The organism is Sporofaciens sp. SGI.106 (assembly GCF_050314255.1).
Lineage (GTDB): Bacteria > Bacillota > Clostridia > Lachnospirales > Lachnospiraceae > Claveliimonas.
The window spans coordinates 184319-203962 of record NZ_JBNPMZ010000003.1; the positions used below are offsets into that span (position 1 = coordinate 184319).

Consider the following 19644-nt stretch of genomic DNA (forward strand, 5'->3'; position numbering starts at 1 on the left):
CTATTCTACCGTTACAGACTTGGCCAGATTTCTCGGTTTATCCACATCACAGCCACGTCCTACAGCTACATAGTATCCAAATAACTGAAGCGGAATGATTGCCAGGGAATTGGTAAAGTATTTGTTCGTCTTTGGAATATAAACAACATAATCCGCCGCACGCTCTACCTCCGTATTATCCACATTGGTCACTGCCATAACAAACGCTCCTCTGGTTCTTACTTCCACCATATTGCTGATCATCTTCTTATACAGTTCTTCCTGGGTAAGAACCGCAGATACCAGGGTTCCTTCCTCAATCAGAGAAATTGTTCCATGTTTCAATTCACCGGCTGCATACGCCTCTGAATGGATATAGGACACTTCCTTCAGCTTCAGGGAGCCTTCCAGTGAAATGGCATAATCAATACCACGTCCAATGAAGAATATATCCCTTGCAGCCAGATAACGGTTTGCAAATTTCTGAATCCGGTTCTTATTATTCAGAAGCATCTCTACCTGTGTCGGCAGTTCTTTCATTTCCTCAATCATCTGCGCCATACCCTGATCGTCCAGTTTTCCTCTCACATGGGCAAACTTCATAGCAAGCAGATACATGGCTATTAACTGAGCGGAATACGCTTTTGTAGTCGCAACCGCAATCTCAGGTCCTGCCCACGTATACATGACATTATCCGCCTCACGGGCAATGGAACTTCCCACTACATTCACAATTCCAAGAACCTTCGTTCCCTGATTGTGTGCTTCCCGAAGGGCTGCCAGAGAGTCTGCCGTCTCTCCGGACTGACTGATAACAATCAAAAGTGTACCCTCCTCCAGAATCGGATTCCTGTAGCGGAATTCAGAAGCAGTATCCACTTCAACCGGTATTCTCGCAAGACCTTCAAAAATGTATTTACTGGACATACCCACATGATAAGCGGAACCACAGGCAACGATCATAATCTTCCGTATTGCCTGAATGTCCTCATCCGACATTCCCAGCTCATCAATCACAATATTTCCATCTTTGATCCTCGGCGAGAATGTATCCAGGATTGCCTTTGGCTGCTCATACATTTCCTTCAGCATAAAATGCTCATAACCGCCTTTTTCTGCTGCGTTTACGTCCCATTCAATATGGGTTGCCTCTTTTTCAATCGGCTCCTCATCCACATTAAAGAATTCCATACTGTCCTCTGTCATACGGACAATTTCTTCATTCTCTATAAAAAACACATCTCTGGTGTACTTAAGAACTGCAGGCACATCGGAAGCAATAATATTACCACCCTTTGTATGTCCCACGATAAGCGGACTGTCCTTACGCACTGCATAGAGCTCGTTTGGATGATCCTTAAAAATAATTCCCAAAGCATAAGATCCTTCCATACGATGCATAACCTTGGTAATTGCCTGTAAAGGGTTTCCTGTATAATAGCGATCCAGCAAATGTACAATTACCTCTGTATCTGTCTCAGACACGAACTCATAGCCTCTTGCCGTAAGCTTTTTCTTAAGCTTCAGATAATTTTCGATAATTCCGTTATGTACTACAACGATACTCTTATCTTTATTAAAATGAGGATGCGCATTAGTATCAGACGGTGCTCCATGAGTAGCCCAGCGGGTATGACCGATTCCCAGTGTTCCCGGAAGAGTCTCACCGCCATGTGTCAGCTCGTCCAGAACCTTCAGTCTTCCCTGAGCTTTCACCATATTAATATCTGTACCATCAAACACAGCAACCCCTGCAGAATCATATCCTCGATATTCCAGTTTTCCAAGACCATCTAACAGAATCGGTGCTGCCTGCTGATTACCAATATATCCAACTATTCCACACATTTTTTACTCCTATCCGCAAAGCATCCCTGATTAACCCCGGTAACTTTGCATTAATGTCCATTTTTTTTGCATTTTCGATTAACATTGTATCAAATTTAAGAGAACATGTAAAGAAAAAAAGAGGACACCGTTTCAAGTATCCTCCTTTGTCCATACTATGCCTAATCCAAATCAATAATATCCATCTTGAATGTATCATCCGGATCACTGTGTCCGACACGACTCGGTGCAGTCTTATTTGGACGTTTTGCCGGTTCTCTGACACGTGCATTCAGAAGAGCGTCCAGATCTTCAATATCACTGTCATCGCCTGAATAATCCGTCATATCATAATCATATGCCTCAAACGCATCGTCATCTGACTCATCATCATAATCATCTAATTCATAATCATCATCGTCATACGCGTCATCGTCATCCTCATAATCATCGTCATATTCGCTGTCTTCATCATCAAAATCATAGAAATCATCTTCATCTTTCTTTTTCTTTTTTGAAACAGCTTTTGATTTCTTATCCTTTTTGTCTTTCTTTGATGGCTTGACATCTTCTTCATCATCCAGATCAATACCATACTCATCATACAGATCATCCAGCTCCAGATTACGATGACGAAGCTTGATTGCAACAACAATCAGTATGAGAAGCAGAAGCAGTATTGCAGCACATACCATCAGTACACAAAGTTTCAGATTATCCCCAACAAACTGAAGAGCTTTTCCAAGCAGGCCCTCCGGTTCTGCACCATTGCTCACATCTACCGCCGTACTCTTCAGATATCTCTGATATGTTCCGTCTACTGTATCATGCAGATAAAGGGTCTTTGTTCCATCACTGTTAAGACAATACACGAGATAATATTCTGCATTCTTAGTATTCTGCCATGCCGGAAATTCTTTACCGGATCCTTCAATGGTAATAGAAGTTTTCTCGTATCCGCTCGGAACAGAAACTGTCCCATCATCCTCAAGGAAGATAAGATAACGTCCTTTTGCAATCTCCACTTCTTCAAACGGGGAGAAACCTCCTTTATCCGGATCATACAAAAAGAAATCTTCATCTCCATCATCAGATTTCAAATACATTGCCATTGTTCCGCTGCTCTCCTGTGTCACAACAGAACAGGCTGTACCTTCATACTGAGTCTCAGATTTCACAAATCCCTCCGGAATCAATGCTTCTGAAAAATCACTGGAAATTGTGTATTTTATACCATTCACTTCTACCTGAGGTCCATCCCCCTCTGCATCACTTTTAATCAGCGACGGATCACCAGGGCCGATCGTAATTGTAGAACTTCCGTTTATAACCTCAATCTCTGTTCCGGAAGTAGTCACACCCGTGGAACTTGCAACTTCAATTACAGTAGTACCTTCTGCCAAAGCCTGAAATTTTAATGTATGAGAAATCTCGGTTGACATTCCATCTCCTGCACCGGACAGAGTAATGGTGCCACCCTCAACTCTTGCATTACCCCCTTCAATAAAACGAAGCATATTCGTATCAAATGTCAGAGTTGCATCCATGGACTGAACACTGGACTCTGACGTAAAAGTTGCTGTAACCTCCACTTCTGCTCCTACCGTTGTCGATGGATCAGAAAAACGGAACTGTGCCGACGCGGCAAACGCAACCATCGAAAAGCATGAACACAACAGACTTGTAATCAGTAATGTCGTTATAACTCTTTTAAGTTTCTTCATCTTTCTATCCCCTTTATTTTATTTAATATCCACTGTCATCATATTCTTCTTCATACGAATAATCGGAATCATAATAATCATCCGAATTGTAACCAGAATCATAATCATCGTAATTATCACTATAATCATCATAATTATATGACTCTTCTTCATCATAATCCGAACTGTTATCTGTTCCTGATGACCGATCTCCCGCCTTTTCAGCAATAGCATTTCCAATCGTATAAACGTCTGATGATGGCGTATAAACAACATCTGCACCAAACAGGAACTGATGGAGTTTTACTACGTTGGTCTCAAGAGTTACGGGAATTACCACACTTCCCACATTGTTCAGCATATCTGTCGTATTATCCTCCGGGAAACCACTCATCTCCGTCAGTTTATATCCCATAGCATCTTTCGCATAGGTGAGGACTTCTGTCAAAGTAAAGTTAGTGGAAATCATCGGAAAAACCTTGTCAATAATCTTATTGATCTGTGACAGACTTGCACTTTGAGCCTTCTCAACAATCTTGCTCAAAACCAGTCTCTGTCTTTCTGCGCGCTTAAAATCTCCGCCTGCTGTGTAACGGATTCTGGCATAAGCAGTAGCCACTGTTCCACTGACATGCTGAAGTCCCGGCTCTAATACACCTGCCGAATCTTTACCTGTTACCTTAATGATCTCTGTCGCATATCCATTCACATACGGAATTTCTTCCTCTGTGATGTCCAGATCCAAACCACCGAGAGCATCAATGACTTCTACCATTGCATTAAAATTCACCGCTACATAGTGCTGAATATCCATATCAAGATTCTTGTTCAGCATGGCAATCGCATCTTCCGGCCCGCCAAAGGAATATGCTGCGTTCGCCTTATTCAGAGATCCATCCGGCAGCTGAAGCAGGGTATCACGGTATACTGATGAAAGCTTCACCTCCAGAGTCTCCCGGTTCAGACTCGCAATGATAATCGTATCTGTCCTGTTCCCCTTACCCAGCTGATTATCTCTTGAATCAAGACCAAACAGGGCAACATTCAAATATCCTGTTCCCCTCTCTTCTGCTGGTGCCTCCGAAATATTCAATTTATCTGCATCAAGCTTCACCGTCTCGATCTTAGACAGCTTACTTGCCACCAGAACAGCTCCGGCCGCCAACACCAAAGTAAAGGTCCCCCCAAGAATTGCTGCCATTTTTTTCCAGATAGACCAGGATGCAAAACCATGTTTTTTCCCTCTGCGTCCGCGTCTATAACGTGCTCTTCTCTTCGCCATTACTTCTATATCCTTCCTGTACTTTATCCAATTTATCATCTACATCTATATTATACTACAATATTTTACTCAAAACTGCAATTATATTTTAGCTTTTCTCGTTTTTCTCCCAATATGTGGCATTCATCGTGCATTTTTGCACTAACCATAGCGGTAATCTGCTATAATTCTGCCCCATCTTATAGCCCAGATATTTGCATCCGCTCTTGTAGATCAACACAGGAATCAAATGCGGTTTTCCGATTCTCAGCAAATACTTTGCAGTCTGTATTACAAGACGAATACCCTCGCTTTCCGAACGTATTCCTGAAAACACCTCCGGATGATCCGCCTGTGATACTGCAAGATCAAAATTACGGTGAAATTGCTGAACTCCGCTGTAGTTATGCGAGTGAACGACCTGTGCTTCCGCCACATAGGCAATCTGATATCCCGCCTTCACCATGCGTCCTGCCAGAATCATATCCTCATTGAAAATAGTCTTTTTTTCAAACCCACCCATTTTCTGATATACTGATTTACGATACGCCGCACAGACATTTGAACAGAAAAAGGTTTTAATTCCCAATTCAGGTATATCCTCTTTTCCTTTCAGACGACTCCTCTCCGGATAATTAAAATCTCTCGTATACCGTTCTATTACATCACAATCCTTTGCAGGAAGCTGCCTTGCATAAGCAGCTCCAACATTTTCTATCTCAAATGCATCTGCCATTTTCGCTATCAGCTCCGTATTCTTTGGCATTGCATCCTGTGTCATAAATAACAGAATATCTGCTTCGGACAATTCAGCCCCCATGTGCCTTGTTCCGCCATGATCAAATTCTTCCTTTGCAATGTGCGTTACTCTCACATGATGTTCCCTGCAGAATTCTTCCGGGAACTCCCCGCCCATAGTATGAATCACATGAATTTCATGGATTGGATAACTCTGTTTCTTTAAACGTTTTATTAATTCCGTAAATTCTTTTCCCGGCCGGTAGACCGGAATTACAACATCTATTATTTTCATCTTATCTGCCACTTTTCCTCTGAAATCCCACAAAAAAATACATCATTGCCGTCAACGCATACCAGAACCATGTGGTAGGATTGCTGAACCAGGTAGTAAAAAAGGAAAGCCCCAGATAAATCGCTGTCTGTCCGTAAAACAGATACACCACCGGATTATCTGTCTTATCTGTTGCGTTCCATATGTATTTAGCCACCATTCCCAAAACCAGAGAAAAAATCAGGATTCCCACAATACCAAAATCATAATATGCATCATAAAACACCGTGAGTGTCGTCAGCTCCGGCTTCGTAATATATAACGGATAAGCCGTCAACTGTGGAAATACAAACTTAAGTCCCGTCAGTGCAAATACCGGGAACAACATCCTGATTCCCCAGGAATGGGATACCAGCTGTTCTACCATACAGTTAAAATTTTCAAAATTATTTGCCACATAAATATAGGGCTGGGTAACAAAAATCGGCGTTCCGCTGTTTTTCATCTCAAAAATCCCATTCAGATACTCTACATCATGATTTCTGGCGACTGTCAACAATACATAAACAGGAACCATAATGCACAACAGTATCATAATAGTTCGAAATTTAATTTTACGATATACAATAATATAAGTTACAACCGCAAATCCAACCGCAAAAAGCAACTGGAATCTGGACACACACAGAATTGGTATTGCCACAGCTATCCCGTTACATATCAGTAAAATCAAAATTGTCCATGTCTTAAGTCTTTCACATACATTCAGATACAGTACACTGATTGCAGGAATCAGAATACAGCTTATCGTAAAATAATGAACTCCGGATACATGAAAATACGAATACGCATGGGGCAGATCTGAAAACACCGGTATAAACCCCACTACCATCCATTCAATAATAAAACAAATGACCGATACTGCAGCCAGCAATCCAATGCAGATTAATAATCTGCCGGCGAAAACGGAATTTTTCTCTTTCTCACATACCTTTTCTCTCCCGGTATGCGATTTCCACTCATAACCGATTCCAAACCCCAGATATGCAAGAAAGAAGCACAACCACGTAATCGTATTCCAATCCGTCTGCAGTCTGCTGAGCTGAAAGCAGGCAAGTCCCTGACCACCAACCCAGGACAGGGTAAATAATCCTCTTAATTCCACAAGATTACCGCTTTTTCGAAACAGCCACAGGTATATAAGAACAGCCGTTACAATCAATACGATTCCCGATGCAGGATACCATCCCATTCTGGAACAAAACATACTGAAAAGATATGCCAGTGTATATCCCCCATATTGCCATGCCAGTTCCCGGTATTCTTTTTTCTCTTTCTCCATCATTATTCTTCCTCTGTTGTTTCTCTTGTAAACTCCGTATTCAGAGCTTCACTTTCTCCGGTAACTCCAGTCAGATATATGATTTCATCATTGATCAACTGTACCGTTTCCGAAGGTTCATAATCTTCTTCACCAAACAGAAGCTTATGAAGTTCTATCACATTTTGCTTAAATTCAATCGGCACCACATAAGACCCGTAATGATTCATTACATTCTCCGATGTAGTGACCTGAAACGGAAAACCTGTCGTTTCTACAATATTATAATTCAGTGCATTCGCAGCAAATCCCAGAAGTTCATTTGCAGAAAAGCTGGTAGAAATCTGCGGAAATACTTTATCAAGAATTTTATTCAATGTCGAAAAGCTTGCCTTCTTAGCTTTCTTGGCAGTCTCATTCAGAATAAACCGCTGCCGCTCTGCCCGCTTAAAGTCATCACCTTCTGTATATCGGATTCTTGCATAGGATACCGCATGTACACCATCCAGTAATTGTACTCCGGCTTCCTCCTTAATCGGAATCATCTCCTGCCCTACTACCTGCGCAGTCTCAGCCGAGTAGCCATTGCACCAGAATGCTTCTTCTGCCGTCAGTTCAACCTCCAGTCCTCCAAGAAGATCAATCGTATCCACCAGAGCATTAAAATTAACGCTGACATAATTTTGAATGTCCAGATCCAGATTACGGTTCAAAAGGCTGATCGCCTCCTCCGGACCGCCACGGTTATACGCAGAATTTGCCTTTTCGTAGGTCTCATCCGCCTGCTGAAGCAAAGTATCTCTGTACACAGATACCAGCTTCACATCATCCGTCTCATTATTAATACTTGCAATCATAATACAGTCACTCTGTACTCCGCCATTAATTTCACCTTCTCTGGAATCTAATCCAAATAAAGCAATATTGGTATAGGGTCCCGTATCACGATAGACATCCAGTTTCTCCTGGTTCAACGTCGTATAATCCAGCTTATCAATCTTGAACATTCCATAAGCCACAGCCCCCAGCACGCACAGAAGCAACAGTTCCACTATCAGAACTGCTGCTCTCTTTCTTCTCCTCTTTTTCTTCGCTCTAAGACGTTCCGCCTTCGACATTCTCTTTTTTACCATCTGCCATCTCCTATTTAATAAGCGTTCTTATTAATGAATCCCTTAATAAACGTCAGGATAATGATTTTAAAATCAAATCCCAAGGTCCAGTTCTCTATATAATAAAGATCATATTCTATTCTTTTCTGAATAGATGTATCTCCACGGTATCCATTTACCTGAGCCCATCCTGTAAGTCCCGGTCGTACCTGATGCTTGATCATGTATCTCGGAATCTCTTCCTTGAATTTATCAACAAACTGTGGGCGCTCCGGTCTCGGACCCACCAGACTCATGTCTCCCATCAGTATATTAAAAAGCTGCGGCAGCTCATCAATACTTGTTCTGCGGATAAATTTACCCACCGGAGTTACTCTCGGGTCATTCTGTGTAGTCCATTTCGCTTTCTCAGAAGATGCATCCTGCACCACCATAGACCGGAATTTATACATATTAAAAGGCTTATTCTGGCGACCGATTCTCTCCTGTTTAAATATCAACGGTCCCGGAGACGTAATTTTGATAATGACCGCAACTGTTATCATGACAGGAGAAAACAAAATCAATGCAACCGTCGCACCAAAAATATCTATCGTTCTCTTGGCAAATGCATTCAATGCATTATTCAGCGGCACATGTCTGATATTTACAACCGGAAGCCCCAGAAGATCTTCTGTATATGGCTTTGTCGGAATGATATTATTATAATCCGGAATAAATTTGGTATGCACACCGGACTTCTCACACATACCTACGATTTTTTCGAGCTTATCATACTCTGCAAGTCCAAGCGTAATAGCAATCTCATCCAGTTTGTTTTCCGGAAGCACAATTGTGAGATTATCAATTCTGCCAAGCACCTTAACTCCCTTGTACTCCGTGCCACGCTGCACATTATCAGCTAAAATGCCACGAATGGTATATCCCCAGGAAGGATTGGCAAGAATACGGTCAATATACTGCTCTGCCGCACGGCTGTATCCGATCAGCAGAATATGCTTCTGATTATATCCCTTACTTCGAATACCTCTAAGTGCATAACGAATCAGATTTCTGGTCAGAATCTCGAGAAATACATTGACACAGAAAAAGATGAAAATCATCATTCGTGAAAAATCTGCCTGCTTCATCAAATAAAGCACAAGAATAAAAGCCATCAGACCGATCGTGTTAGCCTGAACGACATGCCAGGCCTCCAGCCGCCGACCCTGCACCCGCTTCGGCGTATATAACTGAAAAATATAATATAAAATCAAATATCCCGGCACAATATAAAAAATTGCCCGCATATACTCCTGCAAAGACAAAAACCATGGATCCAGTTCAAAAATTCCACTCTTGAACCTCAAATACCATGCCAGTCCATAAGACAGAGCTATTACCAGTGCATCAATAACAACATGAATCCTGTTTAATATTTTCTGATTATCTTTAATCACTTTCTTCACCCGTTTTTTATACTTTTGTCCCTTATATAGGCATATCTTTTTTTATATTACACTATTTTTTATAACTCGACAACCCTTACAGGAGTACTTTTCCTTAACATTTTATTAATACTTTTGCAACATTTCAAACAAATAATAGCTTATTTCCTTATTTTCTGCTATAATACTGTCATGTTATAAGACTTTAGAAAATATTGAGGACATATATTTATGGAAGTAACAATTATTATTCCCAACTATAACGGAAAACATTTTATGGAACCCTGTCTGGAATCCCTTACTCATCAGACCTGCTCAGATTTCAGAATATTAGTTGTTGACAATGCTTCTACCGATGGAACGCTTGCTTATATGGAAGAGAATTATCCGGAAATCGAAGTGATTGCGCTCGATCAAAATTACGGATTCAGCAAAGCGGTAAATATCGGTATTCAAAATTCCACCACCCCCTATGTTCTGTTGCTGAACAATGACACGACTGTCGATCCCCATTTTGTGGAAGAAATGGTAAAAGCGATAAAATCCTCAAAACGGATTTTTTCTGTCAGCAGTAAAATGATTCAAATGTATCATCCGGAATTAATTGACAGTGCCGGAGATTTATACACACTTGTAGGATGGGGCATCTGCCGGGGTACGGGACGGCCGGTCAGCAATTATACCAGACAGGATGATATCTTTACCGCCTGTGCCGGTGCCGCAATTTACCGACGCTCTGTTTTCAAAAAAATCGGATATTTCGACGAAAACCATTTTGCCTATCTGGAGGATATTGATGTAGGATATCGGGCAAAGATCTATGGCTATCGGAATATCTACTGTCCGACGGCGCTCGTATACCATGTAGGAAGCGGAACCAGCGGTTCCAAATATAATTCCTTCAAGGTAAAGTTATCCGCAAGAAATAACATCTATTTAAATTACAAAAATATGCCGGTCTTTCAGCTGCTCATCAATCTGTTTCCTCTAACTGCCGGTTATCTTGTAAAATATCTGTTCTTTATCAAAATCGGATTTGGAAAAGATTACAAAGAAGGTATCCTGGAGGGACTGCGCACTGCAAGAGCACAGAAAAAGGTCAGATTCCAGCTTCGCCATCTTCCAAATTATATACGTATTGAAGCAGAACTGATCATCAATACCTTCTCCTATGTCAAAGACTGGTTCAGAAGAAAGCTTTTAAAAAAATAACAGACATCATAAATGGCGCTGTTCTTCTACAAACAGCGCCATCATTATTTCTGCAAAAATTTAAAAATGAAAAGTATCTTTTAATCCAACCCACTTCTGATCTTTGTCACTTAAGTTAAGAGGAGTCCCGTCTTCCAGCTGGTATCCTTCTGCCAACGCACTCCCCTGATATTCTCCGGTAAGAGTCGGCCAGGTAATACCGATTTCCGGGTCATTCCATGCAAGACCTCCCTCATCTCCCGGATGATAGAAATCTGTACATTTATAACAGAACTCTGCAACATCACTCAACACCAGAAATCCATGGGCAAATCCTTCCGGAATGTAGAACTGCTTCTTATTATCTTCTGTCAATTCGATACCGTACCACTTTCCGTAAGTTTCGCTCTCACTTCGAAGATCCACTGCCACATCAAACACGGATCCCTTAATGACTCTTACAAGTTTACCCTGTGGAAATTCTTTCTGGAAATGAAGTCCACGGAGAACTCCTTTCGTAGAGCAGGACTGGTTATCCTGCACGAAAACCATGTTAAGTCCCGCTTCTTCCATATCTCTCTGATTGTAAGTCTCCATAAAATATCCTCTGGCATCACCATGGACTGCAGGCTCAATTACACAGAGTCCCTGAATACCTCCGACATTTTTCTCTACTTTAATCTGTCCCATAATCTGTCACTCCTAAAATTCTATCTCTTTTAAATATCTTCCAAGCGCATCCTGCCAGGTAGGAAGTGGTGTGAATCCATTTTCTGCCAGCTTGCTCTTATCCAGTCTGCTGTTAAAAGGTCTGGCTGCCTTGGAAATCCCATATTCTTCCGTTGTCACCGGTGTGATACTCACATGTTCTTCTCCATATTCTGTATGTCCCAGTTCCACTGCCTGACGGAAGATCTCTTTTGTAAAATCATACCAGCTGATATATCCGCCCTCATTAGTCGCATGATAATAGCCGTATTTTTCCGTCTCAATCATATCTACCAGAAGCCTTGCCAGATCAAAAGTATAGGTCGGTGTTCCGATCTGATCATTAACAACCTTCAGCTTATCATGGGTTTTTGCCACATTCAGCATAGTCTTTATAAAATTCTTTCCATTTTTACCAAATACCCATGCAATACGGACAATAAAATACTTTTCCAGAGTTTCTGATACTGCAAGTTCGCCCTCCAGCTTTGTCTGTCCATAAATATTCAGAGGTTTATAATCCTTACAGTCCGGCTGCCAGGGTTCTTCCCCCTGACCATCAAACACATAATCTGTACTGATATATACCATCTTACAGTCCAGTTCTTTACAGACCTTAGCAATATTAGCGGTTCCGCCTGCGTTAATCGCACGCACTTTTTCTACCTTGTCATCATCTTCTGCCATATCCACTGCAGTCCAGGCCGCACAGTGAACGACTACATCCGGAGCCGCCTCTTTAATAATTCTTTCCACCGCCTCAGCATCCGTAATATCCATCTGCACATAAGGCATCGTGGTTACTGCCGAACCGTCCGCCACGCCGCTGTACTCCGGAGCAATATCACTTCCGATTCCCTCATAGCCGCGTCTGGCAAGCTCATTCATCACGTCATGGCCCAGCTGTCCACCTACTCCTGTCACTAAAGCTGTCATTCTATCTGCCCCTCTCTAACCGGCTTAACGGTTTGCATACATTTTTTCATAATAATTCTGGTATTCTCCTGAGATAATGGTCTCCCACCATTCTTTATTATCCAGATACCACTGAATTGTCTTTTTAATACCATCTGCAAACATTGTCTCCGGCAGCCAGCCAAGCTCATTGTGAATCTTGGTCGGATCGATAGCATAACGCATATCATGTCCTTTACGGTCTGTCACATAAGTAATCAGACTCTCCGGTTTGCCAAGTTCCTTGCAGATAATCTTAACAATATCAATGTTTTTCATCTCATTGTGTCCGCCAATATTATAAACTTCTCCCACACGGCCTTTATGAATAATCAGGTCAATTGCCTTACAGTGATCTTCTACATACAGCCAGTCTCGGACATTTTCTCCCTTACCGTATACCGGGAGCGGTTTGTCATTCAATGCATTTGCGATCATAAGCGGAATCAGTTTTTCCGGGAAATGATATGGTCCATAATTATTGGAACATCTGCTGATGGTCACAGGAAGACCGTAAGTTCTGTGATATGCCAGAACTAATAAGTCTGCTGCTGCTTTGGATGAGCTGTATGGACTGCTGGTGTGAATCGGTGTTTCCTCTGTAAAGAAAAGATCCGGTCTGTCAAGAGGCAGGTCACCATACACTTCATCAGTAGATACCTGATGATAACGGGTAATTCCATACTTTCTGCAGGCATCCATAAGCACTGCAGTTCCCTTAATATTAGTATCCAGAAATACCTCCGGATTCTCGATAGAACGGTCAACATGACTTTCCGCAGCAAAGTTGACAACGATGTCCGGATGCTCTTCCTCAAATAATCTGTATACAGCTTCGCGGTCTGTAATGCTTTCTTTTACAAACCGGAAATTCGGATTATCCATTACCGGTGCCAGTGTTGATAAATTGCCTGCATAAGTCAGACAGTCCAGACATACGATTCTATAATCCGGATACTTATCCAGCATATGAAATATAAAGTTACTTCCAATAAATCCGGCTCCGCCGGTTACAATAATTGTCATTTTTTCGTCTCCTCTTCGTTATAATCTACTTTTTTAGTAAAAATATCCAGCCTAGTACAGATTTTCCTGATATTTACCATCCAGGACATCTTTTAAATACTGTCCGTACTGATTCTTTTTCAGGACTTCATACACTTCCAGAACGTCTTCCCTGGTAATCCAGCCATTCAGATATGCAATCTCTTCCAGGCAGGCAATTTTACGATGCTGGTGGGATTCTACCGTTTTTACAAAATTGGTAGCATCTACCAGACTCTCATGTGTTCCTGTATCCAGCCAGGTAAATCCCTGTCCCAGGAGTTCCACATTCAACTGATTATCTTCCAGATAAATACGGTTCAGATCCGTAATCTCCAATTCACCACGCTTACCGGGCTTCAGCCCTTTCGCATACTCTACTACCTTATTGTCATAGAAATAAAGTCCCGTTACACAGTAATTGCTCTTCGGATGTTCCGGTTTTTCTTCAATAGAGATAGCCTTTCCATCACGGTCAAATTCCACAATACCGAAGCGTTCCGGATCATCTACATAGTATCCAAATACAGTTGCACCCTTGCCGGATTCCGCATTCTTCACTGCGGCTCTCAATCGTTTTTTCAGGCCGTGACCGGCAAAAATATTATCTCCGAGCACCATTGCCACTGTATCATCTCCAATAAACTCTTCACCGATAATGAAAGCCTGAGCCAGTCCATCCGGGCTTGGCTGAACCGCATAAGTCAGATTGACACCAAACTGATGTCCGTCTCCTAACAACTCTTTAAATCTCGGCGTATCCTGTGGAGTAGAAATAATTAAAATATCCCGGATTCCCGCACTCATAAGCACGGACATCGGATAATAGATCATCGGCTTGTCATAAATTGGCAATAACTGTTTGGATGTTACCATGGTAAGAGGATACAGACGTGTGCCGGAACCTCCTGCTAAAATAATACCTTTCATTTGAAACCTCCTAGTAAAATTCAAAACAACTATAGATTATCACTTTAGCCACATTATAAAAGGTGACCTTAGGTCACCTTCAAGCCTTTTTTTCAATTTTTTTATTCACTGAGGTATAATCTTGGATCTACCGGTGTTCCATCCTCCCACACTTCAAAATGAAGATGAGCTCCTGTTACAATACCGGTGGAACCGACTTCGGCAATTTTGGCGCCAACAAATACAGTATCACCTTTTTCAACATTTATTACACTGCAATGCTGATATAAGGTTATTAATCCGTTCTGATGGTCAATTTTCAAATATTTTCCTCTGGCATCATTCTCAGCAACCTCAATCACTACTCCTGTCGCCGCAGCATAGATTGGAGTTCCTTCCGGTGCCGCATAATCGCGCCCTTTGTGATTAGTGGATGCGCCATCCGTCGGTGCATCCCTTCCGCCAAATTCACTTGTAACGATTCCATCCGGACACGGGTTACATAAAGCAGCCGCCTCAGACTCTTCCCGATATGCATTTTCTTCCATCCCCGGACCACTCTGATTTCTTGGTACTAATTGAACCTGGATTGCACTGATTCCTTTTTTCTTTCCTGTCATTCCCGCCGGTTCTCCATCTGCAGTCCAGCCAAGCCAGCCAAAGGTTTCCATGCAAACCCGGTAATATACATGATATAGCTTTTCCAGATTACCGGCAAGTTCGACCTCAATCACCTGAAGATACTTTTCATCATCAGAATCTCCTGCATAACCGCCCTGTTCGGTCCAAGCCGTCCAGTCACCATTGTAAGGTTTTACCCGGTACAGAATTGTACCGGACGGAACGCTGCCGCCATCCGTACTCAGATCAATGCCAAAGCTCTCCAGCTTATGATTTCCTTCCGCATCTCCCAGTACCTGCCCATTTCCAGTTACGCACAATTCATTATTTTCGATAACATTATCCTCGGAATCTTCTATCAGGATTGTTCCAAATAAAGTGACATTTTCGTCAGGAATCAAAGAAACAAAAGATTCGCCGCCTTCCATATCATTTTCCTGTGAATCCTTGCTGATTACTTTAATTTCAATTGCTTCCAGACGCTTTGAAAACCCCTCTGTTCCGGAAGCCTCACCATCTTTTGCCCAGTCCAGCCATCCAAGGCTCTGACTATGTACCCTGTAATATACACTATAATGCTCTGCCAGTTCCCCTGTCAGACGGATTCGAATTGCCTCTAAACGTTTCGATTCGCCGCTCGTACCGCTCATCTCTCCATCACTTACCCAATCCTGCCAGCCATAGCTCTGCACATGGGTCTGATATTCAATCCCACCGTCATATCCCCATCTATCTGTATCGTACAAATGGATACGTATACCTTCCAGACGCTTTGCCTCACCGGATGTACCGCTCATCTCTCCGTCAGATACCCAGTCCTGCCAGCCATATTCCTGCACATGGGTCTGATACTGAACACCCGGGCAGATGTATGATCCTCCCGTTTCTCCCGGTGCCTGACCATTTTTCTCTACCAGTACAACCTCTATACATTCCAGTCTCTTCGCATATGACGCAGTTCCTGCTTTTTCACCATTCTTTGCCCATCCAAGCCAGCCGTAGCTCTGCGCATGAACCCGATAATAGATATCATACTGATTCTTTAGTTCTCCCGTCAAACGGATCTGGATTGCTTCCAGACGCTTTGCCTCACCGGTCGTTCCGCTTAAAGCTCCGTCGGAAACCCAATCCTGCCAGCCATAGCTTTGTACATGGGTACGATATTCGATTCCCCCCGCGTATGTGGAATTAGAAATATTTAATTCAATCGCTTCTAATCGCTTTGCCTCGCCTGTCGTACCGGCACTCTCTCCATTTTTCTTTGTAGACTGCCAGCCATAGCTCTGTACATGTACTCTGTATGTAACATCCGGTGCCGCAGTACTGACCGAAGCCAAATCACTCTCCAGGTTTTCTGGTGTCTCCGTTAATGTATCACCCTGGACTATATTATCCTGAGCCGTATCACCCTGAACAGTATCATCCCGAGCAATATCATCCCGAGCAGAGCTCTCTTCTTCTACGCCTTCAACTGCTGTTTCCTCCGTCCCAACAGCATCCTCTTTCTCTTCCGCTGCCCAGACTGTCCCGGTTGAGCCTGCCACCATCGTAAATGCCAGCATAACTGCCAATATTTTCTTCTTCATCTTGTGCATCACTCCTAATCTAAATCCTCTTCGACGAAATAAAAAATCCTGCATCTTTTGTAATATGAAATCCACCCTCAGTCTTTTTTTTGACAAAATTTCTGAATTCACTGTATCTGTTAGAAAGATACTGTCCCTGATTACCGTGGCAGGAAAGTACATATGCAATCAATGGTTCCGGTTCCGTAACCGTCAGCTCGTCCTCGTAAGATTCCCACCGGACTTCTTCAAAACAGGCTTCCAGAATCTGAGACCCATTTTCTCTTCCGAAACGTTCATACAGACGCTCCGCAGACAAAACAATTCTGTCGTCAAATTTCTGAACCAGCTGGCTGACTTCTCTCATATGGCTGCTGCCGTATGTACTGCACAGAAACTGACCTCCCGGTTTTAACACCCTTTTTACTTCCTGCGACACCTGTTCAATATGATCACAATAAAACAGCACATGATTTGCCACGACCATATCAAAAGTATCATTTTCAAAGGGAATTTTATGACAATCAAAAACCTGAAATTGAAATCTCCGATCTCCAGTCCCGATTTCACGCCTTGCATCTCGCACGATCCCCTCTGAAATATCCGACAGAATAATACTAACACTTTCCGGAACTTTTTTCAAATTTACTTTCCACAATTCCCCGTCACCACACCCAATCTCAATGATTTTCATCCCGGGACGGACATCCATTTTCTCATAAATCCATGGAAACCAGCCTTTTTTATTTCTGGAATACAGGCTGTGAAGATTGATTCTTGCAGAAATATTCGATGCATCCTGATATTGATTCTTCAGACTTTTTTCCATTCCGGTCAGATGAATCAGATCCAGCATATTGCTCCAGTCAATCGTCTTTTCCGTCTGAATCGCTTTGACTGTATTCTGAATTGCCTGTTCTACCAGCTGCATCTGTTCAATCCGGTCTTTCACAAGCTTCAGCTGCATATTCAATGAACTCAGCATAAAATGGCAGTCTGCACCTGCTATTGTCATTTCCCGGATATCATCCAGCGAAAATCCCAGATACTTCAGGAGTAAAATCTGCTGAAGTTTCGCAAAATCCTCATCCGTATAAAAACGAGCCCCCGCTTCCGTAACCAGCGAGGGCTTCAATATATTCTGTTTATCATAATATCGAACTGTCCTCAGGGTCACATGGGCCATGCGCGCAAACTCCCCTGAAGAATAATAACCTTCTTTTTTCATTATCTGATCTCCCGCACTGAAAAATCAGGTCTGTCAAGTGTCAGGTTTCTGTTATAGTAAGGATCTCCGTCAACAATATATTTCTTCCATCTTTTCCTTAACAATAACTTTTCCCTTTCAAACCGCCCTTTATTCTCCGGTGTTTCATCTGAGCCCCGGGTCTTAGATTCATGATGATAAGCACATGTATACGGGTCATACACTACCAGTTTACCGTTTTCTCTCACCCGCAGACACAGATCAACATCATTAAATGCGACTTCAAACATCTCATCAAAGCCATTAACAGCCTGGAATACTTCCTTTTTCACCATCATGCATGCTGCCGTTACAGCACTGTAATCCTGCATACAGACAATTCTTGAAAAATAACCCTGCTGTCCTCTTGGCTGTCCGATAAATGCATGCCCGGCAATTCCGGAATATCCCATGATCACACCGGCATGCTGAACCGTATGATCCGGGAAATAAAGCAGGCTGCCCACGATACCCACATCGTCTCTTTGACATACAGAGAGCATTTCTCTTAAAAAGTTCTTACTGATCCACTCAATATCATTGTTCAGGAACAACAGATACTCTCCTCTGGCATGAACTGCTCCCCAGTTATTAATAGCAGCATAATTAAATTTATCTTTCCAGTACAGTACACGAATATTTTCACATGTTTTCTCAAGCTCCTGATAATATAAGAATGTCTCATTCTGTACACTGTTATTCTCAATAATCAGAATTTCATAATAATCGTATCCTGCTTTTTCCCTGATTGCTTCCAGACATTTTCGCAGGTCCTCCACATGATCCTTATTCGGAATAATAATCGTAACCTCCGGCTTTTGCAATAATCTGTATTTTGTCCGGTATATCCCCGGATACTTTGTCTTTTTCACAACCGCATCAATGTGCTGATTCTGATAATAATCCCGAAGGGCTCTCTCCCCCGCATCAGAAGCGTAATCTTTCTTGTCCAGCCCCTGGGCGGTTGAATTCTCATGTGATCTCCAGTGATACAATACATACGGTATATGAACAATCTTATCGGTAACAGAAACACATCTCAGAAGGAAATCATAATCCTGTGCCCCATCGTATTCGGAACGAATCTCTCCAACCTGATTCAGAAGTGTCTTTTTCACCACAACAAGGTGACAGATATAGTTCATGGATAACAACAGATCTTTATTATAATCTGATTTGAAATGGGGCTGGAAGAACTTCTTCCCATCTGCCGACACCTTGTCCTCATCGGAATAGAGGAGCTCCGCATCCGGATCTGCATTCAGATACTCAACAACTCTGAACAAAGCCTCCCTGGACAGCAGATCATCGTGATCCATAAACGCAATGTAATCACCGGTACAAATCCGAAGCGCCTGATTCGTATTCCGGGAAATATTCAATCTGTCAAAGCTGGTCACCACTTTGATCCTCGCATCTTTTCTGCAGTATTCCTCTATTAATCCCTGCAGCGGCGAGTCTTTTCCGCTGCCGTCAGACAGACATAGCTCCCAATTCTGATAAGTCTGAGCACGTACCGACTCTACCATACTTCGAAAATACGGTTCCGGTGTCCTGTAAAGCGGAACAACAATTGATATTTTGGGCATAAGTGAAAAAATTTTTTCCTTCTGCCGACTCAATTCTTCCTTCAATGGTTCTGTATGACGACGGAACCGGTCATAACTTCTCTGTTCACAGCGCATGATTTTTTTTACACTATGTTTAATGAAATACTTCAATCCGTATTGCCTGTAATACTCTATAGCCCGATTACCCATTTTG

15 protein-coding genes are annotated in these 19644 nt (G+C 42.4%); 1 reads left to right on the forward strand and 14 read right to left on the reverse strand.

Features of this window, described 5'->3' with window-relative positions:
* From glmS to ACQRCC_RS03975, 7 genes are all read right to left on the reverse strand, one after another.
* On the reverse strand, positions 1-1827 hold the full coding sequence (gene glmS, locus ACQRCC_RS03945; RefSeq protein WP_427849494.1) for a glutamine--fructose-6-phosphate transaminase (isomerizing): 1827 nt from the start codon (positions 1825-1827) through the stop codon (positions 1-3).
* Positions 1828-1988: 161 nt separating this feature from the next.
* Positions 1989-3530 carry a cohesin domain-containing protein gene (locus ACQRCC_RS03950; RefSeq protein ID WP_427849495.1) on the reverse strand — a complete coding sequence of 514 codons (1542 nt, stop codon included), beginning with the start codon at positions 3528-3530 and terminating at the stop codon, positions 1989-1991.
* 22 nt (positions 3531-3552) lie between these two features.
* Positions 3553-4791, reverse strand: coding sequence for an LCP family protein (locus ACQRCC_RS03955; RefSeq protein WP_427849496.1), 1239 nt, complete (start codon positions 4789-4791; stop codon positions 3553-3555).
* Between the two features lie 88 nt (positions 4792-4879).
* Positions 4880-5803: a glycosyltransferase family 2 protein gene (locus ACQRCC_RS03960; RefSeq protein ID WP_427849497.1), complete on the reverse strand. Its 924-nt coding sequence runs from the start codon at positions 5801-5803 to the stop codon at positions 4880-4882.
* A 1-nt stretch (position 5804) separates the two neighbouring features.
* Entirely contained in the window at positions 5805-7127 is a 1323-nt protein-coding gene (locus ACQRCC_RS03965) for an O-antigen polymerase (RefSeq protein ID WP_427849498.1), read from the reverse strand.
* The gene (locus ACQRCC_RS03970) at positions 7127-8236 is read right to left on the reverse strand and encodes an LCP family protein (protein ID WP_427849499.1); all 1110 of its coding nucleotides are present in this window, start codon (positions 8234-8236) and stop codon (positions 7127-7129) included. Before ACQRCC_RS03970 ends, ACQRCC_RS03965 begins: the two co-directional genes overlap by 1 nt.
* A 14-nt stretch (positions 8237-8250) precedes the next feature.
* Positions 8251-9654: an undecaprenyl-phosphate glucose phosphotransferase gene (locus ACQRCC_RS03975; protein ID WP_427849500.1), complete on the reverse strand. Its 1404-nt coding sequence runs from the start codon at positions 9652-9654 to the stop codon at positions 8251-8253.
* 219 nt (positions 9655-9873) lie between these two features.
* Here ACQRCC_RS03975 and ACQRCC_RS03980 point away from each other — a divergent pair, with 219 nt between their 5' ends.
* A complete protein-coding gene (locus ACQRCC_RS03980; RefSeq protein ID WP_427849501.1) occupies positions 9874-10854 on the forward strand; it encodes a glycosyltransferase family 2 protein in 981 nt (326 codons plus the stop codon).
* A gap of 60 nt (positions 10855-10914) precedes the next feature.
* Here ACQRCC_RS03980 and rfbC read toward each other — a convergent pair whose 3' ends face one another.
* From rfbC to ACQRCC_RS04015, 7 genes are all read right to left on the reverse strand, one after another.
* Positions 10915-11523: a dTDP-4-dehydrorhamnose 3,5-epimerase gene (gene rfbC, locus ACQRCC_RS03985; protein WP_427849502.1), complete on the reverse strand. Its 609-nt coding sequence runs from the start codon at positions 11521-11523 to the stop codon at positions 10915-10917.
* Between the two features lie 12 nt (positions 11524-11535).
* Positions 11536-12477, reverse strand: coding sequence for a dTDP-4-dehydrorhamnose reductase (gene rfbD, locus ACQRCC_RS03990; RefSeq protein WP_427849503.1), 942 nt, complete (start codon positions 12475-12477; stop codon positions 11536-11538).
* Between the two features lie 24 nt (positions 12478-12501).
* Positions 12502-13521 (reverse strand): dTDP-glucose 4,6-dehydratase, encoded by a 1020-nt coding sequence (gene rfbB, locus ACQRCC_RS03995; protein WP_427849504.1) that lies wholly within the window; start codon positions 13519-13521, stop codon positions 12502-12504.
* Between the two features lie 51 nt (positions 13522-13572).
* Positions 13573-14469, reverse strand: a complete 897-nt coding sequence (rfbA, locus tag ACQRCC_RS04000; protein ID WP_427849505.1) for a glucose-1-phosphate thymidylyltransferase RfbA — start codon at positions 14467-14469, stop codon at positions 13573-13575.
* Between the two features lie 101 nt (positions 14470-14570).
* Positions 14571-16655, reverse strand: a complete 2085-nt coding sequence (locus tag ACQRCC_RS04005; protein ID WP_427849506.1) for a peptidoglycan DD-metalloendopeptidase family protein — start codon at positions 16653-16655, stop codon at positions 14571-14573.
* Between the two features lie 19 nt (positions 16656-16674).
* The gene (locus ACQRCC_RS04010; protein ID WP_427849507.1) at positions 16675-17862 is read right to left on the reverse strand and encodes a MerR family transcriptional regulator; all 1188 of its coding nucleotides are present in this window, start codon (positions 17860-17862) and stop codon (positions 16675-16677) included.
* Positions 17862-19640 (reverse strand): glycosyltransferase family 2 protein, encoded by a 1779-nt coding sequence (locus tag ACQRCC_RS04015; protein ID WP_427849508.1) that lies wholly within the window; start codon positions 19638-19640, stop codon positions 17862-17864. The genes ACQRCC_RS04010 and ACQRCC_RS04015 overlap by 1 nt, the downstream gene beginning before the upstream one ends.
* Positions 19641-19644: the final 4 nt, after the last annotated feature.